Origin of the sequence: Nitrospira sp. (assembly GCA_024760545.1) — a bacterium.
Classification (GTDB): Bacteria; Nitrospirota; Nitrospiria; order Nitrospirales; family Nitrospiraceae; genus Nitrospira_D.
In genome coordinates this window covers 236869-261245 of sequence record CP060501.1, presented here as the reverse complement: position 1 = coordinate 261245, position 24377 = coordinate 236869, and the positions used below count along the sequence as shown (strand labels likewise).

Genomic DNA, 24377 nt, shown 5'->3' with positions numbered 1-24377 from the left:
TTGAAACCTCTAAAAGGAAGGCTTTATGAAAATGCGACATCTCTTATTGGCTGCTCTCAGTCTGCTGATGGGATGGGGAACATTTGGCGTAGCCCAGGCCGCTCCTCGTGCGGCAGTTTCTAAGGCTCCAGTCGTCTCATTCGAAGCTGGAGACAATCCGGGAAACTTTTTTACCTGTATTAATACGGGCAACTCGAAATCAGGATTCGGGTGTGTGCCTCAACTCGGACAAATCGGCACAGTGGGAGAAAAATCCCTCGCCGTCATTGCTCCCGGAGAAACGGTTGGGTTTCCCACGTATAGTGGAGAAGCCAGCACGGTCCATACGGCGTTGAGTTTGATTTACCCCACCGGAGCCAAAAACATGCCATTCAAGACAGCCATCGATGTTCGCGATCCGGCAAAGCGAGGCGTGGCCACCGTGACCTTGAATGATCCAGGACTCTACGTCTTCATCTGTGACATCCATGTCTATATGTTCGCGGCGGTCATCGTGGATGATCCCAACACGAAAGTGGATAGCCCTAACAACATCTTGCAGCAGTTAGGCTTAGGGCCCATTGGATTGGATCTTGGCAAAAAGATTTCACTGGTGAACGGCGTTACGGTCCCGACCTACAGCGATTTGGCGCTCCGTCTCTTGCGCACATTCTTTATTGCCACGAAGCCAGGGAATTGGAAAGATTACACCAAGGACTCGTGGGCACCAGTCTATCCGGCTGTCCCGGTGATTGTGTACGATGAGAATGGGAAGAGGCTTGACGTTCCGAATGTCGCTCCGGCGCTTGCGGCCTATGATCCTACTCTTCCGTTCAATCCATCAGCCCAATTGAGTGACCCAGGGACGGCCCCCGTTGGTGAAATCTGGGTCGACACCCAGTTTGAATTGACGGCGGGGAAGTCGAAGCCGGGGACGGCGACGGCCGTCACCGTCGATGCACACAACAAGTGGGTGTTGACGAAGAAGATCGCGCTCCCAACTCACAATATGAATCATCCCCACAACATGTGGACGGATCGAAATCAGACGGTGATCTATCAGACTCAATGGCTCGACGAGAGATTGACGGTGTTTAATAGAACGACCGGTGAATGGATGTATGATCTTCCGACGGGTCCCGCCCCCTCACATGTGATGACGAGAGTCAACAACGACCAAGTGCATGTGGCACAAAACGGTGGCAACAACGTTCGCGAGTTTGACGCTTTTAATCCTGCCTATGCCACCAACCCTCTTCCCAAGCTTCGGGACATCCCGATGGGACCGGGAGGGGAAGATGTGTTTACCGCCACCCATCCTCATGGTCATTGGATGAGCCATAATGGAATGAAGATGGTCACGCCCAATGAAAATCTTAACACCTCGACAGTGTATGACTTCACAGGCGATGGTGGAATCGCTGCCACAATTCCTACGGGTCATGTACCAATTGCTACGGGCATGATGCCCGATTCGAGCAAGTATTACGTGGCCAATTTTCTTGATAACACGATCACGGTCATTAATCCCGTGACGGGAGCTAAGGTCCATAATGATATCGATTTACTAAAGATTGGTATGAACTATTTCCCTCTGGATGTTGCGGGGCAGGGAAACATATCAGGTCCGGTTGGCGCCCTCCCGATACAGACTCCGGTGAGTCCGGACGGAACCAACATGGTTACGGCGAATACTCTGACCGGCACCATTACGGTTGTCGATACCCGGAAGGGCTCGCCTACGGAAGACCAGGTCGTGGCCATGTTGCCCTGTGATCCAGGGTGCCATGGCGTGCAATACGGCGCCAAGGATGGCGGTGGCTATTACGCCTATGTCGCCAGCAAATTCAGCAACGCGTTGATCGTCGTGGATCCAGCTCCCGGAGGGAATCCTGCAAATGCCACCATAGCCGGGCGCGTGTTGCTAGGGACGGTGGGGGCGACTACTACCGACTTTTCCATTCCCGATAGGGTGAAGGTAATCGGCCAACCGGGCATGGGCGGACAGGGCGTCCTGCCGATTCCGGTCGTCTACAACGGGTGGGTGCAGGAGCTGCCCGCCGAATGGTGTTCGAAACTGTCGCCGCAGCAGCGGAACCCGATTGGTAGTGATCCCTCGATAAACTGCCCATAACTTTATGAGAAGCCGAGAAGAAGGCGGTGATCACACCGATCGCCGCCTTCCGGTATTCCAACGGCGAAATCGGATGAATAGCTGAGGGAGAGGAAGAATCGGAATTAGTTGGTATTGGAATCTAACCGGGACGTCGAGCCGTATAATAAGATTGTGGGTGAGTTGCCGGACAGTCCGATGCCCCACTCGATTCGCCACCTATGGCTAGTGTTAAAGCGTCATGGAGCCCGACACGTCTTCAATTACTGGTCCTCCATAACAGCACTTGCCGAAGGGAATGCGCCGAAGACGGTGCAGGCACTTATGGCCGGATTGCAGGCGGACGAAGGCTGACAAGCATCAAGAGTCTACTTCGTATTGGGAACGTATTAGGATCTGGGCTTCCGTCCATGGATCAGAATCTGTGCCTGTACCAATGCGGCAGCTTGTGCCTCTTCTCTGGATGCAAAGCTGCCTTCAGGTCGTCCTCTGTTACATCTCCATCGTGTTGACTCGAACTCAAAGATGACATAGCGACAACTCCACGTTCCATCCGCATGCTGATCAGGAGTCGTCAGTTCGACCCAGCGTTTCTTGTTGTCGGGCATTGAGGTCTCCTCTAGGCTCTCGCCATCCATGACCATGAGCATCATTGACGCTCAGCTCCATAAGCAAGCCACAGGCCACGGCTGATCCCCGCGAATGCTGTGAATGCTGAATATCGCGGGTTTCCTCCAGAGGGAAGTTTCATGAGGTGAATCACAATTGATTCATAGTGAATATAAATGATTCAGGCTGCTTTTCGGGAAGAGCAGGGGAACAGTCCTGAATCTCCAGCATTTGTGAGTCTGCGTCCCCGTGGCCATCAGTGGTCTGCAACTTGCTGATGGCAGAGAACACGCGTCTTGGATCATCCAAATCGTAAGGTACCTATCATCGGGACGCCGAACGCTGACGACATTTTCCACACGGAAGCGCGGGGTAATACTGTTACAAACTTTTCGCATCTTCCAAAAGAGAGTACGGAAGGAGGATCGTATGATGAGAGCTAAGAGCCCGCTCGTCCAACAGACGTTGGCCGGGATTACGCTCGTCCTCGTTCTCGGTGTGCTCGCGATGATCTGGCCCGTCATGATTACCCTATTCCTCGGTGCGCTCCTGCTGCTCCAATCGTGCGGCGCCGAGCTGACAATGACGGCGCTGCATTCATAATGGGGAAGGAGTGAGTAGCCATATGCCGTGGATAATCGAAGCGATTCTCGTGAGCTCGATTGTGGGACTGACGTGCATCATGGTCGCGGCATGGCGCAAGTAGTGGCTCGTTCTTTCAAAAACCAGGAGCCTTGGCCATGAGTGTGAATGGGTGAGAGGCCAGCCGAGCGTATCTGCTCAATCGGTTCTCGCGGGGAAATACATTTCGTTCCTGTAAACTGGGTGGAACTAATCCAGGTCTCGGTCTTCCCGCGACCTCTTTAAATAGGAAGAAGGTTCACTGTTGGTTATTCAGGAGAACATTCACTCACACTGTTGAATATCTGCCACGGAGCTGGCGATACGCTGTCCTATATATCGACCTGGCATATCTCTCGCTTTTGCGCTTAGTGTCTTGGAGTAATATGGTCTACCCTGGTATTGCGTGCATTGTTGTTCCTGGCCAGCCTTCCATGCAGGAGGGGTTATGCCAAGAAGAACAGAACTTCAACCGACCGAATCTGATAATGATCCCTACCAAATTGGTGCTGAGATTGCCAATGCGGCACAAATGCTCGATGACCGCCGCTCGGCAGAATACGACGGCGTAATAGGCTCATTGCCTCCCTGGATACCTGACAACTTCGTTAAGGAATTCCGTGCAACGGGTGATCGCCTCCTACAGACCGGATACACAGCGAAACAGATTCGTGACCTCATGGCCCAAGAGATGCGTCGTTATCGATACGCCGTGCGCAATCCAGAGAAACCTATCAGCTATGGTGGCTTTCTTTGGCCTCCGGCTGTGGGCAAGGATGTTTCATTTCTTGCTCACCTAAAGACCGCCGTCCGGTTGGGTCCGGAGGAAGGTCTCGCCTTTCTCACTGACGAAACGCACGCGAAGAAGGTCAACAAAGGGGAACGGTACGCAAAGCACCAGTCCCGCAACGCGAAACACCCTAGAGGGAAAATCGCAAAAGATGGACCGACAATCAGCCAGATCATCGGTCGTCTTGCCCTAAGACAAGATGAACAGGCAAAGGATTTATGGAATGCTCTCCATGGCGACTTGGATGTGCTGGAGTTAAATCCCGGATATGGCCCAACGGGGGATATTGAGTACGACTTCCAGGAAGGAAGGAAATCCATGACCTTCGGCACGTTCGAGAAAACGGTCTCGCAGTATCGATCTGGAAGGAAAAAGTTACCTTAACCGGGCTAGTAACTACAGTGCACATAGAGTGGCGTTGGCCTTCAACACTAAACCAGGAGGATCAACGCCATGGCCAGTACATCTCCCAACCGCTCCAGAGTCCCTCAGAGCATACAAGCTGAATCTCCTCAGCTCATAGGTCCTTCACCTCTTCTGAATGCCACGCAATGCGCGATTGCGTTAGGTATCCCGAAGAGTAGCCTCTATCGCATGGTGCAGGGGGGTCTTCCGGCCTTTCGAATTGGGCAGCACGGGCGCGGACTTAGATTCGATTTAGCCGAGGTTCGGGAAGCCTTGAGAGACTCCAAGACGGGCGAGGTGAACCCATGACCCGCAATCATGGATTCACCCACATCGCCGAGGAGCTGCCAGGAATTCTGAAAGAAGCCGCCCGACGGGTGGGCCTGCGCCTTCGCCTTAAAGCGCAACGAGGTCGCCCAGTCACTGACGAGGAGTTTCTTGCAATCGCTGATGAAAGCGGGGTGCGGTGATGACCATGGCGGCAGGAAACACGAGATCGATACAAGATGCCGCTAGGGGACGCTGGCGACACATTCTAGCCCATCTCAGCATTGAAGTACCCCAGACACCAAAGCAACACGGGCCCTGCCCGACATGTGGTGGAAAAGATCGGTTCCGCTTTGACGATCTGGACGGCCGAGGAACGTGGTTCTGCAATCAGTGCATCCCGCAAGCGGGTGATGGGTTTGCACTTGTCCAGAACGTGAAGGGTTGTGGATTTTCGGAAGCTTTACAGTTGGTAGCGGGCGTGAACGGCCACGCTGCCACGAATGGCCATCAGGGACGGCGAATCGTTGAGACCTATGACTACACCAATGCAATGGGTTCACCTCTCTATCAAGCGGTCCGCTTTGATCCCAAAGATTTCCGCCAACGCCGTCCCGATGGCAATGGCAGATGGGTGTGGGGCCTGGAGGGCGTTGGGCGGGTGCTGTACCGGCTGCCTGCTCTTCTTCAAGTTGCTGATTCCCCTATCGTGCTCCACGAGGGCGAGAAAGCCGTTGAGGCTGCCGTCGCAGCGGGCTTACCCGGGGTGCATACCACCACAGCAGGCGGAGCCAACGCGGCCAAGAGAACGGACTTCAGCGCTGTGAAGGGGCGAGAAGTCATTATCTGCCCCGATCAGGATGAACGAGGAGAACGATACTTACGGGACGTGGCAGATATGGCAACTGCGGCAGGAGCTTCATTCGTAAAGGTCCTCCGTCTGCCAGGTCTTCCACCGAAAGGTGACGTGGTGGAATGGCTCCAAGCCGGAGGGACGCCGGAGCAGTTCAAAGACCTCTTGATTCAGGCTGAACCTGTCCTGGCAGCCGATGGCGCTACAATGTCGTCTTTGTTAGTGCCATCTCCTGGCGAATGGCCGGAAATTCAGCCGATCAAGGCCGAGCTCGCCCCTGTTCCACCATTACCCCTCGAGATTGTGCCATCCGCGTTTCGCGGCATGGTGAAAGATGTCTCCGAACGCATGCAATGCCCTCCTGATTATGTGGCCACAGCCATGATCGTCATGGCGGGGTCCATCATCGGAGCTGGGTGCGGCATTCGTCCCAAAAAGAACGATGATTGGACCGTTGTTCCGAATCTTTGGGGCGGTGTAGTTGGGCGGCCAAGCATGCTGAAAACACCTGCCATTAGTGAAGCGATGAAGCCCCTTGAAAAGCTCGAGTCCCTTGCGAAGCAGGCCTATGACGAGGCTCTCAAGAAGCATGATGCGGAAGTTGAAGCCTTCAAAGCTCAGAAGGAAGCTCTGCAGGCCGACATGCGCAAGGTGGCCAAGGGGATCGGTAAGCCCGGGAAAAACATGGATGACATCAAACAGGAGTTTCGCGACTTAACGGAACCGGACCGGCCCGTGTGGCGACGTTACAAAACGAACGATGCGACCGTGGAAAAGATGGCCGAGCTCCAAGCGGAGAATCCACGAGGCTTGCTAGTTTTTCGAGATGAGCTGATCGGTCTCCTCGCGACGTGGGATAAAGACGGGCATGAAAGCGACCGCGCCTTCTTCTTGGAAGGGTTCAATGGGCAGAACTCCTACACCGCCGACCGCATTGGACGGGGGCATATCTACACGCCCAGCAACACCGTGTCACTGTTTGGCGGGATTCAGCCTGCCAAGTTAACGGGCTACCTCTACGCGGCTATGCGCGGGCACAACAATGACGGCTTCGTGCAGCGGCTTCAGATGTGCGTCTATCCCGATGAACCCTCCGCCTGGAAACTCATTGATCGGCCCATTGACGCCTATGCCAGACAGACGGCGCACCATGCGGTGCAGCACATGGCCGATATGGACTTTCGTCAATGTGGGGCCTATGGGGATGAAAATGAGCGCACCCCCTATTACCGCTTCAGCGATGAGGGGCAAGTGGTCTTCAATGAGTTCCTGACGGAACTGGAAATGAAACTTCGTTCGCAAGACGATGAGCCCGTCATCCTGGAGCATCTTGGGAAGTATCGATCGCTCATGCCGAGTCTGGCCCTGATATTCCATCTGTTGGATCTAGCGTCCAATGCTTCACCCGTCTCTGCTCAGATCTCCGCACGGCATGCCGAATACGCTGCGGCCTGGTGTGGCTATCTGGAAGCCCATGCCCGCCGAATCTATGGGCTGGTGACGAATGCGACGCAGCAGGCGGCGGCACGACTCGCAGAGAAACTTCAGAAAAAAGGCCTTCCTAACCCGTTCACGGTACGTGATGTCTATCGGAAGAACTGGAGTTGTCTTCATGACCGGGAACTGATCGAGAATGCCTGTGATGAGCTTGTCTCCCTTGGGTGGCTTAAGGAGCAAGAAAGCCCTCCGGCTTTTAGGAAGAAGGGCAAAACCGAATACTGGATTAATCCAAAAGTGAGCTCTTATGAATAAGTGGCTCTCCAGTTTTTTGACAGAAACTCCCCGGGATCGAACTGACAAAGGCGACATTCTACCCAAACTAGACATAATGTCACTAATGTCAGTTCCATCCTGTAACGTTTCGTCGGAAATTTCGCCCTCACGAGGGAGCGAACCCCGCCTTCCTAGCAAACCAGGTACAGACTATTGTGATCAATGTGGCGGTGGGTATTGGCTGCGCTTCTCCCATGAGTCAGCCTATCAGTGTGGACGCTGTTTCCCTTCAGGGACCAGAGTGGAAACCCTCCTCATCCCTGGCGGGACACTGGCCTCGGATAGAGTCCGACTCGGCGAGAGCACTCCTCAGCCTCCCATTCAACCCGGCTGGCTTGTCACCCATCAGGACAAGACGGGGAACCTCTGTGGGGGTTCTGAAGATCGAGAACACGGAACAGTGCAGGAGAATCGCTGGGACGCAGGGCGTTGGCTGGTGTGTCTCACTGATGGTCAACGGGTACCGCTATCGTTGATTCGAACGGTGGGGCAAACGGACCCTAACGGACGACTCTGTGCGGCCTGGACCGTCAGGGAGCGTGGATACGATGGGAGAAAGCAGGAGGCTAGGTCATGACGAAAAACAATAAGGCTGCCATGCAAAGTGATGATCACACACCAGAGACACAGACAAATAGCGATGGAAAAGAATCAAGATTTATCAAGCGCCATGGTGGAAAGCGCCCTAATTCCGGTCGCCCGGCTGGAAGTCCCAATAAGCTCACTCGTCCATTCAAGGAAGCAGCGGCGATGGAAAGCGAGGCCTGCCTAGAGACCCTGGTCCATCTGAGAGATCATGGTGGGAGCGAGCAGGTACGACTGGCAGCGGCCAACTCGCTTCTGGATCGGGGGCATGGGCGTCCCTCTCAACAAATCGGGATCACTCAACAGGAACCAAGAACATTCATTATTGACCGTTTTGGCTACATGAGGAAACCCGGGTGGGAACCCAAGATTTTACCAGAACCTGAAACGACACAACCTGACGATAGTGCAGAACTCTTGACGAGAAAGAGGCTGCCATGAACATGTCCGAATATAAATAGCACCAATCGAGCATGAGCATTAACTGCCATTATGGCGTTTAACAAGAAAGTAGCACATCGAAACTATAAGCGATCGCCCAAGTCTAGTCATCTCGGCTTCATCTAACCCCACGGGGGAATGAGCGCCAGGACTAACAAAGGTAAATACCCCACTTAGACCGTCTTCTTCTCGTTTGCTGATCAAATCTGACGTTCGAAGATAAGCAAGAACTTGTCCCCACAGGTTCTCATCAAATGAACCTGGATAACGTACACGCCGACCCTTTGCTATGTCTGTGGCAAGCGTTTGCAAGGCTACCCGTGCATTACTTAAGCAGCCATTGAAATCTGGAGGAGATTTTCGAAATGCTTCAGCTGAGTTTGTAAGCACTCTAATAATATCCTCTCGATTGGGAAGCCCCGAGCTCTTTAGTTCTCTAGAAAGAGCGTCTTCAGGTTGATCTGCCCCGTCGACGGTGGGCTCAACTTGAATGAGCTGTGAACCTTCGACCTGAAGGCCGTCCAAAAGCAGACATAGTTTCAGATCTTTGAAGCGCTCATCAAATCGATATCGAGGAGACACGTCGAACCGAAGTGTGTTCTGGGTTCGTAGAACCTCATCCAAGAGGTTTCTTATCTGATGATCGGTAGCCTGCAGGATTACGGATTCAAGCTCATAGGAAGAGAGCCCTGAACCGGGAATAGCAAAATCGTGCTTTAGTATTAGAGTGTTAATCGACTCGAGGGACTGCAAACGCAAGAACTGCACGAGTGAAATCTTTGACCGCCAAGAAAGCATCTGTCAAATTTCCCCGAGGACCTCTGGGAGGGCGGCCATTACTTCCCCTTCGGCAGGTGCCCCTTCTTCTCCAGTTCCTGAACGTGATTATCGAGAAGCCTCGTCACGTATTCCCTCAATGAGGCATGTTCCAGCGCTGCAGCTGCCTTAATCTTCGCGATAAGGTCTTTCGGCATATCCCTAAGATTCAGAACGGTTACATCTGTTTTTGGGTCAGGTTTCATGGCAGTAAGGGTACTCAATCCCTTCGATTCAGTCAAACACCACTTGACACCATAAGATACATATGTACACTATGTATCTTATGGTGCATGGCAGTACGGAGGAAACAAAGATGAGAATGCAACGGCTCAACATTCAACTTCCGGTCACTCTTAAAACCAAACTCGACGCCGAGCGGAAGCGCGGCACCAGCGCAGCGGGGCTGATCAGGCATCTGCTGGAAGTACATTTCAAACAAGCTTCAGAAGCGGAACAGAAAGGACGGTGACGCATGGCACGAGCAGGAAGACAAAATCGAGGGTTGGTGAGCAAGACGGACTCGACGGGCAAACTCGTGTGGTATGTCCGCCTGTACCACGTAGGCCGAGAGCGAAGGTTCGGAAGTTTTCCCAATAAGACGAAGGCCCGAGAGTTCTACGAGAAAGCAAAGTTGGAACAAAAGGACGGTCGATTCTTTCCTGAACGGTATCAGCATGGCGGATATGTCCTAGCCGAGGAGCTCATCACCGCGCATGTGACGGTCTCGCGGGTGAAGAATCAGGCGGCCGAGAAACACTATGGTGAGTGGTGGAAGGCACGACTTAAGGGGAAGCGGCTAAATGCCATCACCCCTGCTTTATTGGACGAAGCTCAGCGAGACCTTCAGACCGAAGGATTAGCGGCTCAGACCATCATCCATTACATGAAGTTCCTACGCCATATCCTGAACAAGGCTGTTCGGGATGGGAACGTTGATAAGAACCCCTTTGCGGTTGTATCCCTTCCCAAAGTCTCTACGGGGAAGACTCGCTTCCTGACCTCAGAAGAAGAAGCGGCATTGATCACGCGACTTGGCGACATCTATGGTTCTTGGGCTCGGCTGGCTATCCTTACGGGGCTTCGTATGAGTGAGCAGTTTGGCTTGAAGTGGGCCGATGTGGACTTGGAGCGCGGTATTCTAACGCTCTCGTACACGAAGGCAGGAACGGTTCAGTACGCCCCTCTGAATGAAGAAGCGAAGGCGGTCCTCAGAGGCTTTGACTCATGGCAGCGGTCGACGTGGGTGTTTCCCTCTGAGAACCCAGCCACACGATTGGATCAACGGAACTTCTATTCACGGGTCTTTGCACCAGCTGTCCAGGCCCTCAAGCTGGAAGGCGTCACGTGGCACACCTTGCGCCATACCTTCGCGAGTCGATTAGCTATGAGTGGGCAAACCGAAGGCACAATCGCTGCCCTGCTCCGACACAGTACAACAGGCTTAGTTGGTCGATATGCCCACTTGTCCCCCACCCACCTGAAGGCTGCAATTGAGACCGTGGCTAGCTTCGGTAAGCCGAGTGTGATTCATGCTGAGAGCGGTCCCCTGAAGGCAGAACAGCCCCCGGTTTCAAATGGAACCGTGACTAGAACCGTGATGGCGGAAACTGCTGTGAAGGGGATTGATCTCGAAGTGCTTGGAAATATTGGAGCGGGCGATGGGATTTGAACCCACGACAACTAGCTTGGGAAGCTAGGACTCTACCACTGAGCTACGCCCGCTCGCTGGAAGTGCATCCTACGTGGGCATCAGGTCCAAGTCAAGAAACCAACTCCCCTCACTGTCAACGGCAATCATCCTCCTTATTTCATAACCCAATCTACGAACTTGCTACCTGGATGAAGCGCACGGCGAGGCGATTTTGGCTGGAATCCACGTTACGGCAGCGTGGACGACCAAATGGTTCGTAACCGTAAATGAGACTCCCCGACCTTTTTTGTCTCCCAGTAAAATGGTATCTCATTTTCACTCCTAGGTCCTACCGTCGATAATAGATCAGAACATTTCGAACAGTATTTCATGGTCAAGATTGCGCCCTCCGCAACAGATCGATTGCGTGATCTTCCTTCTAACGATGCAGTAGCCAAATAGGACTCGACGGGTTCGCTCACTCGTTTAAGATATTCCCGTACGCGCTCGCCGTTCTATTCACGCAAAAGCAAAACAGTGACCCCTCACGATCCCGCCACCACTGCCTAAAACGAAAGTCTCGTCCGGTCAGCTTGGAAATCGCCCGTTCCATGTAGTAGACGGCCGCATAGCGTCGCCTTGATTTCATCATGAGAACGGTATTGACCCACCGAACCAACGGCCAGAACCACGCCGCGGATCTCATCATAATCTTTTCATTCGCCAGGTAATTGAAAAACTCGATTCGTAGCGCTCGGCCATAAGGGACCGACGGGCCAGGGAAAAGGACCACGGACCCCATTTTGGATTGGCCGAACGCGTGTCGGGGAACGCCGGCTTCTTCGGCAATCCGTCTCGCGATCGGCCGATCATACGTATTCCCCAATCGCCAGGGATCCATCTCGGAAGACTCCGTAATCTCAACAATATCTTCCTTACGCCTGGCTCCGATGTACGGGAACGGGAGATGAATAAAACCAACCACCAGACGGAGCTCAGCCATTCCATGGCCGCCCATATCCCATTTTCTCAGCTCAGAATCCAAATATGCCCGTTTGCCTAAACACGATTTCGTGTACCAGATCTCCCCATGTGTTCCGGTCAGTAGAATGCCGACATTCGAGATGTGCTTCCTGATGTCCTTCAGATTGGCATCCTGATTGTGATGGAGCCCGCAGTAATACAGGTACTCTTGGTCGAATTCCTCGGTAAACGCGCGCCGATTGAGCCGGATGCACGACAGACCGAGCGATTCGCAAATTGCTCCCCCGTCATCGTCAGGCAACTCGCCTTCGTCTTGATGGGCCAGCACGCCGACTTGCTTGGCTTTGGTCACGGTAAAGACTTTATCGATCCCATAGGTCCGTGCAATCGCATTCACCGCGGTCGTGTCGTAGCCCTTCGATTGAGTAGACCATATTTCGAGCGGCTGTGTTCGCTGTGGATCTCTCGCATTGGCCGCGATCAGGGCATAGTTCTCCTCCAGATAACTCCGGTACTCCTTAAAACTCCTGAACCGAGGCGGCATTCGCTTTTCTGTCTCAAAGACCTTCTCCCTGGAGACATCCAGGTTTCGGTACATCTGACGCCGCACCGTTCCTCGCTGTGTCGGAATGTCTCGTCGATACCGGTTGATGCCTTCCATGATCGAATCGCAGATTTCAGGGTATTCCAAATACCGTGGATCGAGAGTATCGCCGATGGCACCCAGCAGCAGCGGCAAGGAATTAGACACCGTGACCTGTCCCGGAGTGTCGGCATAGAACAAGTAATCCGTCGTGCAGGCGCTTGTCACGAAGCGAATCGAATGCTCGCTGAGGATGCCGCCGGTACCGAACACACAGTCCGTCTCGCTGAAACCTCCATCCTCAAATGGACCGTTCCACACCCCCTCAATGAAAAAGGTCGACCGAACTTCCACACCTGAACCGTGCTGCACTGTCACAACTTCTTTCGTCCGATCGACTTCCGCGACCCAGGCGAGTTTGGGCAATGACGGATTGGCTAGAGCGTTCAGTTGCATGTGGATACCTGCGCAGCCACTGCGAACATTCGCTCAAAGCCGGGGAGTCTTGGAATGGGAGGTCTGGCGACGCTCCCTTGACGACCAGTCTGCCGAGATGGGTACCTATTGGTTAGCATGGTGCACAGGTGACCGTTGTGCACGCTCAACCTGTGCCTTCTCGACATAGGCCTCTAATCGCGCGCACGCGAAATGTGTACTGCACGTAAATTTAACAGTGTGGGTAGGCCCCGATGTTTGGACGGAGGACTCCACTGCAAGCGCTTAGCCGAGCAGGTTCAGTGCCATCCCTAGAACGGTGAAGTGCTCTTTGCAGGTCTGAAGTGGATAGATACTTAAGTTATAGTGGTTACAAAGGGTTGTGCGATGGTCCACCTTGCAGAAATGCTGAAATCCTTGGATGCGTGTGGCGCATGTTGATCGTGTCTTGCGCGGAAATTCAAAATCGGGCTGTGCATAATCGCACGTTTACGAGATGAAAGCTGTCTATGAGGTGACACGCTCAACGAGATAATCCTATGACAGTCCTATACTGGAGTGTCTCATCGTTCCAAGGCGCTCATGTGGAAACTCTATAACTGTACTGCCCAGTTTGCGTGCTGGGGACGCAATTCAAAGATTGAGACGGAGTCAGTCCGCTCTGAAACGATCTTACATGCGTTCGGAGAATATTAAAAAATCACCGCCACTCGACAGCGCCAAACCCGGTCTTGCCGAGAAACACATACATGAGGCTGATTGTTTCGACCGTCTGATCACGAAATTCAACATTAGGATACCGGGCATCGCGGTGCGACACGGCATAGCGGAGCGCCAGGCCGTGTGGGCCGAAAATCCGGAACGTCAAGGACGATTCACCACGGAGGATGTTTTCTTGCCCACGCGGCTCTGCAGACAGAAGACCGCTGACATAGTATTCACGCCCTGTGAAGTCGAGCATCGCACGATCTCCGAAGATCAGCCGCAGGGCGAGAAGCCCCTGCCCTGTCGTTCCATAGTGGTAGTCACGTTCTTCGGTACGCTGAATGCTACCGGCTGCACCATAGCCGGGACCGGCAAGTGCCACACCTTGAAGAGCAATCGAACGTGACAACCAGGATTGCCAGATCGTGCCAAGCGAAAGGGCGACGCTGGATACCCGGAACACTTGAGGGGAAATATAGTCATAGCTGCCGAACAGACCCCATGCCCCACGGGTCGCTTCGCCAAGCCCGTACGTCGTTCCGAACAGTAGGCCGCGCGTATTGATGCTTTCCAGCGTATTGGTCGTGACGGCCGTGACGTGAAAGTCAAAATAGTCGAACGGACGTGTGTACTGATAGCTCGGCTTACCGGGCGAACCGTACGTAAACGTGAAATCTCCAATAACACCGTGCTCTCGAACGCCCGATGGAACGTTATGACTGCTCGTAGAGACGACGCCCCCGAGTCGCAGACGTAAGAACGTGGCAGGTTGGCGGCTCGGGAAGACTGTGTCGAAACGCTCACCAAACATCAGACGGTTGAACCCTGTCGGAGGTGAGAGCACCGCTGCGCCCAGTTCCCGCCAGAAGCCGGGCCTTCCGTCGTCGGTTTCGAGTAACAGATTCGCCATGCGAAAAAGCGGTTCTCCCAGCAATGTTCCACCGATCGGAGTGGCGATCATGTCATTGATCGATGGCGACGTTGTTTCCCCTGCCATTTCCCAAACGAAACTTCCGGCGGAACTATACAGCCATGATTCCCAGAAGCTGAGGCCGGCTGATCTGGCGAGCCCGTAGTACACACTGCCGCCGTAGGGATGCAGAAATTGATTGACGGAAAATTGATCGTTGTCCAGAACCCATTTTGAATGAGTGAGCTGTTGCCAGATCGTATGTCCGTCGGTGCGATAGACGTCCCTGGGCTCGGTAAAATGTCGGTCGTATTGATTGAGTAGGAAGATATAGGCGAGGATCTCACCTGCGGGAATGAGGTAACTGCGACCGCTGCCGGTTTCCCAATTGAGGACCGCGCTCTGACTGTTAAGAGTTGTGTGATGGCCCTGCGTCTCTTGATCGGGAAGGGTCGGACCAATCAGTTCATCTGTTTGTTTCTCCTTGGGTTGCGAGATAGAGACATCAGCCGAACCAATAGTGGGCGCCAGGAGTGTCAATGCCACGACGACGGACAATAAGCGATTCATGCTTCTACGAGTGGATAACACCCTAGGTTCTAAAAATACTAGGCAACCCCCTAGATTAAGAGAGAGTGTCCTCATGTCTCGGTTCTGTAACTAATCCAACTGCACCCATTGGGTCTCTTGGCGCTGCAAAACCAAAAGGTCTCCCATGCTAGGTCCGATGAGAGGGGTGCGCCTGCTCGAAGATGGGACATTGTTCGTACGTATGTTCAATCCAAAATTTCTCTATAACAAAACTAGGCGACTGCCGAGCTGTGGCGTACCTTTCCCTGCATGTACAGTAACCCTATGAGTTGACGGCTCTTGACATGTTGAGCAATTGTAGGAGGTTGCCTATGGCTGACTATCGTCAAGGAATCCGAGAACATCTCGCCGCCAGCAGGAAGCGTCTCGAAAAGGGTGCCCTCTCCGAGGGTGCGGCGGAAGCCTTGAAGAGAAAGATCAGAGGTCTTTCTGCGTTGCTGAGGGAAAAACGGGGAATCTAATGGAAGTAAGGCTTGTTCCGGGGTGATGTGATGCGGAACCATCAAGTGAGCGTTCCACTTAGAAGTCCTCAAACAATCGAAGCTGATTCGGGTGTACTTTTCCCCGCATCCATACCCAAACCTTGGGCACTTTCTTTGTCTTGGTGGAGGCTGGGCTAGCTGCCAACAAGGCTTGTGCGGAGAGCCATGGTCCGATCAGCTCGAAGTGGGCCAGGTCCTTTTCTCGAAGGTTTAGGTTCCATTGTGAGATCAATCTGGTTCGTGTGCCTGTAGGTGGCTTCAGATATCGTAGTTGAAAGGACCATTCTCCGGTCCAGTCTGTGCCGACCGTGTGAACGACAGCGATAAGACCCTCCGGCATACCGTAACGTTCTGTAGTCTGCTTGAGATAGATTCCTTCCACGATGTCTTCTCGAATAAGCATGTTACCGATGGTTACATAGTTTGTACCCAAGGTAAAGCTAGGAGAATTGTTCAAGGGAACGCCTCTAAGAGACTTGACTTCAACTCCTTGCTCCGCTAACACATGCTCTCTTACAATAGGCTCCCCAGTTTCAGCTTTAAGGTCGTCAGCTATGGCTTATGTTCTACAGACCGGCCGCCTTCTCCGAATTTTGAATCTTGTGAGATGTGAAGAGCGACACCGCGACGGTCCTGGAGCCGTCATGAATCTTTCCCTGACGGTTGGAAATCCGTAGCAATGCCGTTGCAGCTCATTGATGTGTGCTCAACACAAGTCAAACAAACGCTCGGGAAATGAGTCTTGGCGTCCGCGGGTTTGTGGTGGGTATGCAGGGAATGTCACATGCCGTCATCATGAACGAATGGCGATGGAGGATTGACCTGTGATCTTAACAGGAGCCGGTTTTTCTAAAGACGTAGGGGGATACTTGGCCCAAGAGATGTGGGCACAGATCTTCAATACGTTGTCTGGCCGTTCAAAAAAGCGTCTCTGTAGTTTCATGAAAAATTATGATTCCAAGGATATTTCCAATACGTTGGATTTTGAAACAATCTATGACTTGGTGATGCAGGGCCGCCATAACGAAACCATGCTTGATGCAGATCAAATCAAAGGGGATCAAGATGGGTTCTTAAAAGCACTGTCCGATGTATATGAGAGCATGGACAATCGAATTCGTACATATGGTATTTCGAGAGGAGGGGTAGATCTCAAAAGGCTTGAGAATTTTCTGTTGAAGTTGTTTGGAACGGAAACCGTCCGAGAGTTCATCTTCACATTAAATCAGGATCTCTTTGTCGAACGATGGCTCTCGGCTTGCAAAATGAGTCTTACTAATGGGGTGTCTCTATACCTACCGGGAATGGATGATCATCCTTTAGGGATGCAGGGAGAAGGGCTGACCGACAAAAGCTTCCTCACGTTGCCTAAGGAAGAGACGATACAAACGTATTTGAGGGAGAGGGATAGCAAGCCATCTGCACAAGGCCGCTTGCAATATATAAAACTTCACGGCTCATGGAATTGGCGCAGAGACGATGGCAATAGCACTATGGCAATTGGTCACACGAAGAGCACTCTACTGAAGGAAGAACCATTGTTTAAGTGGTACCATGACATCTTCGAAGCAGCGCTGAGCAAGAATTCACAACGTCTGCTAGTGATTGGGTATGGATTCCGCGATAGTCATATCAACGAGGTCATACTGAAAAGCATTGACAATAGCAATCTACAATTATTCGTTGTCGATCCTCGTGCGCCAGAAGACTTCAGGGCTATGCTCATGAACTCTCACGCTGGTGGAATAAGCTATCCATACAGCGTGAGCGGTATGCGCATTTGGAGTAAGGGCTTGGCTGGCTATTTTCAAGCCACGCTGAGCCAGCTTTTCCCAAAGGATACATTCGACGATGAGAGCACCCTGGCGATACAAATACGAGAAATGATATCTCAGTAAATACGTTGCAGAGTCGGGGTACACAAAATCATCGTGGGCGCACCGTCTATTTTGATCGTCAAGGTATAAGTCCCATTTGCGGCAATCCTGCGTGGCCTCGTCTGGCTCGACCTCGTAGTTTCTCCTTTTCGGTGAGCTTTTGCGCCATCATCGCACCTATCACAACTCATGATGGCCGCTCGTTGTACCTCACGGCTTGAATTCCGCAACGGCGAACTTTTTCTTCCCGATTTTAAGACGGCGTTGTTGATGGAGTTCAAACGAGATTAACTTGTCCGGATTCGTCTCTTTGATTCCATCGACTTCGATTCCACCTTGAATGATCAAGCGCCTTGCTTCGCTGCCGCTGGAAATCAAACCTGTTTTTGAGATCAACCTTGCAAGCCTGATACTACTGCCCTCTTGAGCGTCTTTCTCCGTCATATCGTCCAGCTGCAATGCCACATGCGCATCGGGTTTGTCAGGAAATTCCTTGGCCTGAAATTTCTGTTGGAACTCGGTTCTCGCCTCTCTCCCGATCTCGGTCCCGTGGTAGCGCGCCACGATCAATTCAGCGAGCGACTGTTTGGCTTCCATGGGATGAAGAGTTTTCACATGTTCCAGGTTCTCGGTCGTCAACAGCTCATAGTACCGATGCATCAGAGCATCGCTGATCGACATGACCTTTCCGAACATGTCCCCCGGCTTGTCCTCCAACGCGATATAGTTTCCGACGCTCTTGCTCATTTTCTTCACGCCGTCCGTTCCTTCAAGCAACGGCATCGTGATGACGACTTGCGACTCTTGACCGTAGTCCCGCTGCAACTCACGCCCCACTAACAGATTGAATTTCTGATCCGTCCCCCCCAATTCCACATCCGCTTTCAGGACGACGGAATCGTAACCTTGCACCAATGGGTACAGGAACTCATGGACGCTGATCGGCTTCTGTTCCTGGTAACGCTTATGGAAGTCGTCGCGTTCCATCATGCGCGCCACCCGATAGTGGGCGGCCAGCTGAATCAACCCGTCCGCGGACAGCTCACTCATCCATCGGCTGTTGAACTCGATCACAGTCTTGGCGGGATCGAGAATTTTGAAGATCTGCCGCTGGTAGGTCTTGGCGTTCTCCTGCACCTGTTCCTTCGTCAATGCTTTCCGCGTCTCGGATACCCCGGTGGGATCGCCGATCATCCCGGTGAAATCGCCGATGAGGAAAATGACTTGATGGCCAAGATCTTGAAAGTGCTTCAATTTATGGATCAGCACGGTGTGTCCAAGATGAAGATCCGGCGCAGTCGGGTCGAACCCCGCTTTGACGCGCAAAGGTCGATTTTCGGCAAGAGCCCTTTTGAGCTTCGCCTCCAGCTCGACCCGTTGAATGACCTCTACAGCGCCGCGCTGAATCAAATCCAGTTGCCGATGTATTTCGTTCATCATCCTCGTTGTTCCATCACCTGCTTGGATTTTGCGGACGAGATCGTCACGAAAGACTTGAGACGATCGAATTTCTTGGGCCCGATCCCTTTGACTTCACGGAGTTCCTCCACCGTACGAAAGCCTCCGGTCGATTCTCGAAAGGCGATCACACGCTGCGCCATGACTGCACCGATCCCGGGCAACGACTCAAGCTCGCCGGCGCTTGCGCGATTGAGGTCGAGCAAGCGTCGATCCGGCTGTATCGTCCGCGCCTTCTCTCCGATGGTCTCCACCTTCGGGGTCCGCTCATGAGGAACGGGAGAAATCGGAACGACCTCGGCCGGTTTCTCATCGGTCGCTCCGGACGTATGACTCGGAGGCTGAGCATGCCAGATCAGCCAGAAACTGCCTCCCATTGCAACGATGAGCATTCCCAGCTTGAGAAGCAGCGATCTGATCATCGGCCTGTCTTCCTTCGGACAAGGTGAATCGCAGCCCCCTCGACATCCTCGGCCGCTTCCATCATACCTTCAGCGAGCGTCGGATGCGCGTGGATCATCCCGGCAACTTGATTCACGGTCGCTCCGACTTGCATAGCCAGCGCTGCCTCATGAACCAGGTCGGCGGCATGAACCCCGAGAATATGGACTCCAAGAATCCTGTCGGTCGCCGCGTCCACAATCACCTTACAAAATCCCGTGGTGTCGCCCGTCGCTTGGGCCTTGCCTAATCCTGAGTAGCGGAAACGACCGACTTTCACGCTCCGGCTGGGATCTTGGCCGCTCTTCTGAGCCCGTTCTCTGGCCTCTTGCTCAGTCAGTCCCACCCGTCCGATCTCCGGCAAGGTAAAGATCCCGGCAGGGATGACGTCGTAATTGATGGTCCGGTGATGCCCCAGAATATTCTCCACGGCCACTTGCCCCTGCATCGATGCGACATGGGCCAGCATGGCCTTGCCCGTGACATCGCCGATTGCATAGATGCCGGACCTATTGGTTTCCATCTTGTCATCGACAAGAATTTCTCCACGCCGCCCGACCTCAACGCCGACCTGTTCCAGCCCAATCCCTCGTGAATTCAGTCCCCGCCCGACCGAGACCAACAACTTCTCCACCGTTTCTGTGCTACCGTCTTTGAAATGGACCACGACGGTCTCCGGCAACCGTTCAAGACTCTCGACCGTCGTCCCCGTCAGCACCCTGACACCGCGCTTCTTCAGTTCACGTTCCATCGTCGAGGAAATTTCTTCGTCCTCAAGCGGCAAAACACGTGATTGCAGTTCGACCGCCGTCACGCGTGTACCAAGACCGCTGTACAAGGACGCGAATTCGCATCCTTCGACCCCGGCACCGATTATGAGGAGACTGGCCGGAATCTGTGTGAGGTCGAGCATCTGCTGACTGGTCAGGATCTGGCGGCCATCGATTGGGAATTGTGGGAGGTTGGGCCAAGAGGACCCCGTCGCGATCACGAGTGCATCGGCTTGGATCTCCAGAATACCGCCGTCCGGCTTTGTCACCCCAATGGTGCGCTCATTCCTGACGACCCCTTGTCCGGTGACATGTTCGATGCCCCATTCCTTGAAGAGCGTGGCAATCCCTTTCACCAGCGTGGCCACAACCTTATCTTTTCGAGAGACCATCCGCGCGAGGTCATAGGTAGCTGGCCCTTGGAGAACCAGCCCAAAGTCACCGGCTTTCTTGACCTTGTCGCCGAGTTCAACGACGGACAGAAGCGCTTTGCTCGGGATGCAGCCCCAGTTCAGGCAGACGCCGCCCAATTTCTCCCGCTCGACGACCGTGACACGGCTACCGAGTTGAGCCGCGCGGATCGCCGCGACATATCCGCCGGGCCCGGCGCCAAGAATAGCGATGTGGGTTTGAAGAGCCATAACAAGGTTGACGTGAAGGTTGCGGTCAGACGCGCAAACACGAAACGCCGCGGCTCAACCTTGGCATCAACTCTTCTTTTGGCCGGCAAGAAACGCTTCGTACTGTGTGGCCGTCATCAGCTGATCGATTTCTCCCTGATCGGCAAGGTCGATGATTGCGATCCAGCCTTTGCCATATGGGTCGGAATTCACCACTTCGGGATGATCTTTCAGCTCGGTATTGATCTGTATCACCGTTCCACTCACCGGCGTATAGATGGTCGAGGTCGTTTTTGTCGACTCGACTTCCCCGATCTGCTGACCGACCTTGACCGTCGCGCCGACTTTGGGCAGATCCAAAAAAACAATATCCCCTAAGGCATCCTGCGCAAAGTCGCTGATACCCACGATGGCCCGTTTCCCGTCGAGTCGAACCCATTCATGTTCTTTGTGAAATCGCAAATCGGATGGAATCATGTCGGCTCCCTATGAAGAAATTCTAGGATACGCTCAGGCTGGCAAAGCTCTCGCTACCTATTCTATTTCAGCCTCAGTGTCCAAGTTTTGAGGATGGTAATTTGGGCTGACCGGGATTGTCAAGGAACGACCCGGCAGAGAGGTAGACAGGTAGTGGAGGAACAGCGCCGATGCTGCTCCTCCTACCCACATTGGACGAGTACTGAACGGAGATGAGGAGATCTAACGAGGAAGGTTCAGCTGAAGATCTCCATGCCGGAGAAGAAATATCCGATCTCGAACTGTGCGGTTTCGGGCGAATCGGAACCATGGACGGCGTTGAACTCGATGTTCGTTCCGTGCGCTTTACGGATGGTCCCGGCATCGGCTTTGGCCGGATCCGTCGCTCCCATCAATTCGCGGTTCTTCTTGATGGCATTCTCACCCTGCAACACCAATACCACCGCAGGCCCGGATGACATGAAAGCACAGAGACTCCCGAAGAATGGTCGGGCTTTATGCACCGCATAAAAGCCTTCCGCCACTGACTGGGACATCCACATCATTTTCATGGCGACCGGCTTCAAGCCCGCCTGCTCATAGCGATGAAGAATATCTCCGATAGCGTTCTTCTTGACAGCATCCGGCTTGATGATTGCCAACGTTCTTTCACTCATGATCTCTACGGTTCCTCCAGATAGCTAAAGCATTGATTGAATGACGCGGCTCATTATAGGGGGGCCTCCAGTTCCCTTGCAAGCATCCGATAGCTGGACAGCAGGACATTTCGTCTGATTCCGCTTAGCTCTACGATCGCCGTTCGATGACCACGAGCATGCGAAAAGCCAGAAGCCGGCCCAATCGTTCCAGCATGCTCTCCAGTCCAAGGATGGGCGTCACCAGCCACTCCGGCAAAAGCGAGGGATGGTCGAAGCCACCACTCAAGGGGTACGCGACACAGGCCATTCGCCGGACGTGTCGAAGAGAAAACCTTGGATACCGCGCATGGAAGTCAGACCGATTCCGCTCAAACAGGAGCGTTGCGACGGCTTGATTGGCGTCAAACGGCCGGCGTTCCGGCTGAGAAGGCTTGAGAATGAGTGGGTCTTGCGTGTAATCCACCGGCTCTGGATGAAACCACCGATAGATCGGCCACGACAGCCACGAGATATATGGATCCACGACGATGATCCGGCCGCCGATTCGGAGGGTCCGCTGTGCCTCATCAAAAAAGAGCGACACGTTTTCGATGTGGTGCAAGGAGTCGAAGAGAACCAGATTCCCCAACGAATCGGATTGAAAGGGCAGGCGCTGCGCATCTGCCACCACGTTCAACCAGGGCACCAGGACCACGTCGGTACAACAGACTCCGGGCACATGCTCTTTCAGATTGCCGGTTCCTCCGCCGAGTTCGACCGTACGTCCAGGCACGAGCCAGGCGACGATCTCCCGATACCAATCAGCATACAGCCGCCGAAGCACAGGCTTGCGCTGCCATAGGTCTCGGTGCCGATGCAACACCTCACCGGACATTACACCGCCTTCAGGCGAAAGAAACCGTACACCGTCATCTTCAACAACAGCCAGCCGTGCCTAAACCGTTGAATGTTGGTGCTCCCATAGGTCCGCGCTTCATAGCGGATGGGAATCTCTAAAATATGCAGGTTCAATTTCGACGCGCCGAACAACAAATCGAAATCCCCAAAGGGGTCAAACTCACCGAAATAATGCCGATTGGCGGCCAACCGTTCGTAATCGCGCCGAAACAACACTTTGGTTCCACAGAGCGTATCTTTGATTTTCTGGTTCAAGAGCCAAGAAAATGCGAGCCCGAAAAGCTTATTACCGATTAAATTAAGCAGGCGCATGGCTTGTGCCTCCATGGGATAGACGAGGCGGCAGCCGTTGATGAACTCGCCCTTTCCGCTCGCGATCGCTTCATAAAACTTCGGCAGCGCTTCGGGGGGCATCGTCAGATCCGCATCCAGAATCATGAGCACATCGCCCCTGGCGTGCGCAAACCCTTCGCGCACCGCGTCGCCCTTTCCCTTCCCATTCTGCACGATCAGCTTGATGTCCTTGCCCGGGTAAAAGGCCATGACACGCCGAATCTCGTCCGGCGTTCCATCGGTCGAATGCCCATCGACAAAAATAATCTCTTGGCGGCCACCGAAGCGCGGGATCCGCCTGAGCGCGGCATCGATATTTCCCCGTTCATTCCGGCAAGGAACGACGATCGTCGTCGAATACGGGCGCTCCGGCCTTCGCAGTCGAGGCCGTGCCACCACATAGTGGCAGAGACACAACGCCCGGAGACCCGGCAGATAGGCCAAAAGTTTGTTGCACAATGAAGAGAGAAGCGGAACCCGCTTTGGCAACAAGAGCCGCCGCTCCACCTTCACCACATCGAAATCAGCCAGATGCAGGAGGTTGGCGATGTCCTCCGGAGAAAGCCAGTTTTGCTCGCGTTGCGGCATTTTCATGCCAACTTTTTCACAGAATCGGAGAATCGGCTCCCACAAATGGCTATAGTAAGACACGACGATTCTCGTGTGAGCCGCACAGGCTCGGCGGAGACGTCTCAAGGCAGCCTCGACATCGAGCAAGTGGCCGACCACGTCGGCCAGAATGATGACGTCGAAGGTTTCTTCAATCTCGATCGTTTCCGCGTCTCCGACACGGAACTCCAGGGTAGGATGCCGGTGAGCCGCCTCCTTGACCATCTCGGCACTCAAGTCGATGCCGACTCCACGACGAGGCTTCAGTGCGGCAAGCAGATTCCCCAAGCCTGACCCAATTTCCAAGACGCTCAGCCCTTCCGGCACGAGAAAGCTGAAATAGCGGATCTGATCTTCGTAATACGCTCTGGCTTTCTTTTCCCAGTACTCACGCAGCCCAGCGCAAGCGTCAAAATGATCGCGGATCGCCTGTTTCTTGGCATCCGTCTGGGACTTGCCCCTCGTCTGAAATGGATTGTGGGCCTCGTCCGAAGTCAGCTCCACCGAGTCGAACAGTCTATGAAGTCGCGCCGGTTCCATTGACCTCCGTGCAGGAAATCCCGCGATTCACAGTACCACCAGCCTGAGAAAGCAGCACGTGATTTCAAATACTTAGGCATGGATTTCGGAGGTCGGATACACTAGATCGACACAGGATAACGGTAGGGGCTAGTCACTCCCT

Annotated in this window: 24 protein-coding genes and 1 tRNA gene; 11 read left to right on the top strand and 14 right to left on the bottom strand. The window is 53.6% G+C overall.

The features are described from left to right. The first annotated feature begins 25 nt into the window (after nucleotides 1-25). Nucleotides 26-2113: a copper oxidase gene (locus H8K03_01190; GenBank protein ID UVT20565.1), complete on the top strand. Its 2088-nt coding sequence runs from the start codon at nucleotides 26-28 to the stop codon at nucleotides 2111-2113. A gap of 368 nt (nucleotides 2114-2481) precedes the next feature. Here the strand turns inward: H8K03_01190 and H8K03_01185 are convergent, their stop codons facing one another. Beyond that, a complete protein-coding gene (locus H8K03_01185) occupies nucleotides 2482-2700 on the bottom strand; it encodes a hypothetical protein (protein ID UVT20564.1) in 219 nt (72 codons plus the stop codon). 430 nt (nucleotides 2701-3130) lie between these two features. Between H8K03_01185 and H8K03_01180 the strand changes: the two genes are divergently transcribed. The 6 genes from H8K03_01180 to H8K03_01155 all read left to right on the top strand — a co-directional run bounded on the left by H8K03_01180 (nucleotide 3131) and on the right by H8K03_01155 (nucleotide 8436). Continuing rightward, the gene (locus H8K03_01180) at nucleotides 3131-3304 is read left to right on the top strand and encodes a hypothetical protein (GenBank protein UVT20563.1); all 174 of its coding nucleotides are present in this window, start codon (nucleotides 3131-3133) and stop codon (nucleotides 3302-3304) included. Between the two features lie 466 nt (nucleotides 3305-3770). Beyond that, nucleotides 3771-4496, top strand: a complete 726-nt coding sequence (locus H8K03_01175) for a hypothetical protein (protein ID UVT20562.1) — start codon at nucleotides 3771-3773, stop codon at nucleotides 4494-4496. Between the two features lie 69 nt (nucleotides 4497-4565). Continuing rightward, on the top strand, nucleotides 4566-4826 hold the full coding sequence (locus H8K03_01170) for a helix-turn-helix domain-containing protein (GenBank protein ID UVT20561.1): 261 nt from the start codon (nucleotides 4566-4568) through the stop codon (nucleotides 4824-4826). Beyond that, nucleotides 4823-4987 carry a hypothetical protein gene (locus tag H8K03_01165; GenBank protein UVT20560.1) on the top strand — a complete coding sequence of 55 codons (165 nt, stop codon included), beginning with the start codon at nucleotides 4823-4825 and terminating at the stop codon, nucleotides 4985-4987. The genes H8K03_01170 and H8K03_01165 overlap by 4 nt, the downstream gene beginning before the upstream one ends. A 5-nt stretch (nucleotides 4988-4992) precedes the next feature. Then, nucleotides 4993-7389 carry a DUF3987 domain-containing protein gene (locus tag H8K03_01160; GenBank protein UVT20559.1) on the top strand — a complete coding sequence of 799 codons (2397 nt, stop codon included), beginning with the start codon at nucleotides 4993-4995 and terminating at the stop codon, nucleotides 7387-7389. Nucleotides 7390-7983: 594 nt separating this feature from the next. Beyond that, complete coding sequence (locus H8K03_01155) at nucleotides 7984-8436, top strand: hypothetical protein (protein UVT20558.1); 453 nt, start codon at nucleotides 7984-7986, stop codon at nucleotides 8434-8436. Nucleotides 8437-8475: 39 nt separating this feature from the next. On the opposite strand, the gene H8K03_01150 is transcribed toward H8K03_01155, so the two are convergent. Both H8K03_01150 and H8K03_01145 read right to left on the bottom strand, forming a co-directional pair. After that, nucleotides 8476-9204: a hypothetical protein gene (locus H8K03_01150; protein ID UVT20557.1), complete on the bottom strand. Its 729-nt coding sequence runs from the start codon at nucleotides 9202-9204 to the stop codon at nucleotides 8476-8478. 68 nt (nucleotides 9205-9272) lie between these two features. Next, on the bottom strand, nucleotides 9273-9410 hold the full coding sequence (locus tag H8K03_01145; protein UVT20556.1) for a hypothetical protein: 138 nt from the start codon (nucleotides 9408-9410) through the stop codon (nucleotides 9273-9275). A 158-nt stretch (nucleotides 9411-9568) separates the two neighbouring features. Here H8K03_01145 and H8K03_01140 point away from each other — a divergent pair, with 158 nt between their 5' ends. After that, complete coding sequence (locus H8K03_01140) at nucleotides 9569-9724, top strand: hypothetical protein (GenBank protein UVT20555.1); 156 nt, start codon at nucleotides 9569-9571, stop codon at nucleotides 9722-9724. Nucleotides 9725-9727: 3 nt separating this feature from the next. Next, nucleotides 9728-10924, top strand: coding sequence for a site-specific integrase (locus tag H8K03_01135; protein ID UVT20554.1), 1197 nt, complete (start codon nucleotides 9728-9730; stop codon nucleotides 10922-10924). Here the strand turns inward: H8K03_01135 and H8K03_01130 are convergent. The 3 genes from H8K03_01130 to H8K03_01120 all read right to left on the bottom strand — a co-directional run bounded on the left by H8K03_01130 (nucleotide 10903) and on the right by H8K03_01120 (nucleotide 15147). Beyond that, nucleotides 10903-10977 (bottom strand) — tRNA-Gly (locus H8K03_01130). The genes H8K03_01135 and H8K03_01130 overlap by 22 nt on opposite strands. A 386-nt stretch (nucleotides 10978-11363) precedes the next feature. After that, nucleotides 11364-12908, bottom strand: coding sequence for a hypothetical protein (locus tag H8K03_01125; protein UVT20553.1), 1545 nt, complete (start codon nucleotides 12906-12908; stop codon nucleotides 11364-11366). Nucleotides 12909-13587: 679 nt separating this feature from the next. Further along, nucleotides 13588-15147, bottom strand: a complete 1560-nt coding sequence (locus tag H8K03_01120; protein UVT20552.1) for a DUF3943 domain-containing protein — start codon at nucleotides 15145-15147, stop codon at nucleotides 13588-13590. A 257-nt stretch (nucleotides 15148-15404) separates the two neighbouring features. Between H8K03_01120 and H8K03_01115 the strand changes: the two genes are divergently transcribed. Beyond that, nucleotides 15405-15554 (top strand): hypothetical protein, encoded by a 150-nt coding sequence (locus H8K03_01115; GenBank protein UVT20551.1) that lies wholly within the window; start codon nucleotides 15405-15407, stop codon nucleotides 15552-15554. A gap of 58 nt (nucleotides 15555-15612) precedes the next feature. Here the strand turns inward: H8K03_01115 and H8K03_01110 are convergent, their stop codons facing one another. Continuing rightward, the gene (locus tag H8K03_01110; GenBank protein ID UVT20550.1) at nucleotides 15613-15978 is read right to left on the bottom strand and encodes a hypothetical protein; all 366 of its coding nucleotides are present in this window, start codon (nucleotides 15976-15978) and stop codon (nucleotides 15613-15615) included. A gap of 421 nt (nucleotides 15979-16399) precedes the next feature. On the opposite strand from H8K03_01110, the gene H8K03_01105 reads away from it, so the two are divergent. Then, entirely contained in the window at nucleotides 16400-17473 is a 1074-nt protein-coding gene (locus tag H8K03_01105) for an SIR2 family protein (protein UVT20549.1), read from the top strand. Nucleotides 17474-17662: 189 nt separating this feature from the next. Here the strand turns inward: H8K03_01105 and H8K03_01100 are convergent, their stop codons facing one another. From H8K03_01100 to H8K03_01070, 7 genes are all read right to left on the bottom strand, one after another. Next, entirely contained in the window at nucleotides 17663-18889 is a 1227-nt protein-coding gene (locus tag H8K03_01100) for a tyrosine--tRNA ligase (protein UVT22342.1), read from the bottom strand. After that, nucleotides 18889-19332 carry a helix-hairpin-helix domain-containing protein gene (locus H8K03_01095; protein UVT20548.1) on the bottom strand — a complete coding sequence of 148 codons (444 nt, stop codon included), beginning with the start codon at nucleotides 19330-19332 and terminating at the stop codon, nucleotides 18889-18891. The genes H8K03_01100 and H8K03_01095 overlap by 1 nt, the downstream gene beginning before the upstream one ends. Then, nucleotides 19329-20762 (bottom strand): dihydrolipoyl dehydrogenase, encoded by a 1434-nt coding sequence (lpdA, locus tag H8K03_01090; GenBank protein UVT20547.1) that lies wholly within the window; start codon nucleotides 20760-20762, stop codon nucleotides 19329-19331. The genes H8K03_01095 and lpdA overlap by 4 nt, the downstream gene beginning before the upstream one ends. 66 nt (nucleotides 20763-20828) lie before the next feature. Further along, nucleotides 20829-21218, bottom strand: a complete 390-nt coding sequence (gcvH, locus tag H8K03_01085; protein ID UVT20546.1) for a glycine cleavage system protein GcvH — start codon at nucleotides 21216-21218, stop codon at nucleotides 20829-20831. A gap of 236 nt (nucleotides 21219-21454) precedes the next feature. Beyond that, nucleotides 21455-21877, bottom strand: coding sequence for a nucleoside-diphosphate kinase (gene ndk / locus H8K03_01080; protein UVT22341.1), 423 nt, complete (start codon nucleotides 21875-21877; stop codon nucleotides 21455-21457). Nucleotides 21878-22004: 127 nt separating this feature from the next. Beyond that, a complete protein-coding gene (locus tag H8K03_01075) occupies nucleotides 22005-22730 on the bottom strand; it encodes a methyltransferase domain-containing protein (protein ID UVT20545.1) in 726 nt (241 codons plus the stop codon). Then, nucleotides 22730-24235 carry a glycosyltransferase gene (locus tag H8K03_01070; GenBank protein ID UVT20544.1) on the bottom strand — a complete coding sequence of 502 codons (1506 nt, stop codon included), beginning with the start codon at nucleotides 24233-24235 and terminating at the stop codon, nucleotides 22730-22732. The genes H8K03_01075 and H8K03_01070 overlap by 1 nt, the downstream gene beginning before the upstream one ends. Between the last annotated feature and the right edge of the window lie 142 nt (nucleotides 24236-24377).

Excerpts from the sequence above, each read along its gene's own strand:
- H8K03_01095 (UVT20548.1), bottom strand. The coding sequence starts at position 19,332 with ATGATCAGATCGCTGCTTCTCAAGCTGGGAATGCTCATCGTTGCAATG.
- H8K03_01190 (UVT20565.1), top strand. The coding sequence starts at position 26 with ATGAAAATGCGACATCTCTTATTGGCTGCTCTCAGTCTGCTGATGGGA.
- H8K03_01135 (UVT20554.1), top strand. The coding sequence starts at position 9,728 with ATGGCACGAGCAGGAAGACAAAATCGAGGGTTGGTGAGCAAGACGGAC.
- H8K03_01100 (UVT22342.1), bottom strand. The coding sequence starts at position 18,889 with ATGAACGAAATACATCGGCAACTGGATTTGATTCAGCGCGGCGCTGTA.
- H8K03_01175 (UVT20562.1), top strand. The coding sequence starts at position 3,771 with ATGCCAAGAAGAACAGAACTTCAACCGACCGAATCTGATAATGATCCC.
- H8K03_01165 (UVT20560.1), top strand. The coding sequence starts at position 4,823 with ATGACCCGCAATCATGGATTCACCCACATCGCCGAGGAGCTGCCAGGA.
- H8K03_01075 (UVT20545.1), bottom strand. The coding sequence starts at position 22,730 with ATGTCCGGTGAGGTGTTGCATCGGCACCGAGACCTATGGCAGCGCAAG.
- H8K03_01155 (UVT20558.1), top strand. The coding sequence starts at position 7,984 with ATGACGAAAAACAATAAGGCTGCCATGCAAAGTGATGATCACACACCA.
- H8K03_01120 (UVT20552.1), bottom strand. The coding sequence starts at position 15,147 with ATGAGGACACTCTCTCTTAATCTAGGGGGTTGCCTAGTATTTTTAGAA.
- H8K03_01170 (UVT20561.1), top strand. The coding sequence starts at position 4,566 with ATGGCCAGTACATCTCCCAACCGCTCCAGAGTCCCTCAGAGCATACAA.
- H8K03_01185 (UVT20564.1), bottom strand. The coding sequence starts at position 2,700 with ATGCCCGACAACAAGAAACGCTGGGTCGAACTGACGACTCCTGATCAG.
- H8K03_01110 (UVT20550.1), bottom strand. The coding sequence starts at position 15,978 with ATGCTTATTCGAGAAGACATCGTGGAAGGAATCTATCTCAAGCAGACT.
- H8K03_01115 (UVT20551.1), top strand. The coding sequence starts at position 15,405 with ATGGCTGACTATCGTCAAGGAATCCGAGAACATCTCGCCGCCAGCAGG.
- H8K03_01125 (UVT20553.1), bottom strand. The coding sequence starts at position 12,908 with ATGCAACTGAACGCTCTAGCCAATCCGTCATTGCCCAAACTCGCCTGG.
- H8K03_01160 (UVT20559.1), top strand. The coding sequence starts at position 4,993 with ATGGCGGCAGGAAACACGAGATCGATACAAGATGCCGCTAGGGGACGC.
- H8K03_01140 (UVT20555.1), top strand. The coding sequence starts at position 9,569 with ATGAGAATGCAACGGCTCAACATTCAACTTCCGGTCACTCTTAAAACC.
- gcvH (UVT20546.1), bottom strand. The coding sequence starts at position 21,218 with ATGATTCCATCCGATTTGCGATTTCACAAAGAACATGAATGGGTTCGA.
- H8K03_01145 (UVT20556.1), bottom strand. The coding sequence starts at position 9,410 with ATGCCGAAAGACCTTATCGCGAAGATTAAGGCAGCTGCAGCGCTGGAA.
- H8K03_01180 (UVT20563.1), top strand. The coding sequence starts at position 3,131 with ATGATGAGAGCTAAGAGCCCGCTCGTCCAACAGACGTTGGCCGGGATT.
- H8K03_01070 (UVT20544.1), bottom strand. The coding sequence starts at position 24,235 with ATGGAACCGGCGCGACTTCATAGACTGTTCGACTCGGTGGAGCTGACT.
- lpdA (UVT20547.1), bottom strand. The coding sequence starts at position 20,762 with ATGGCTCTTCAAACCCACATCGCTATTCTTGGCGCCGGGCCCGGCGGA.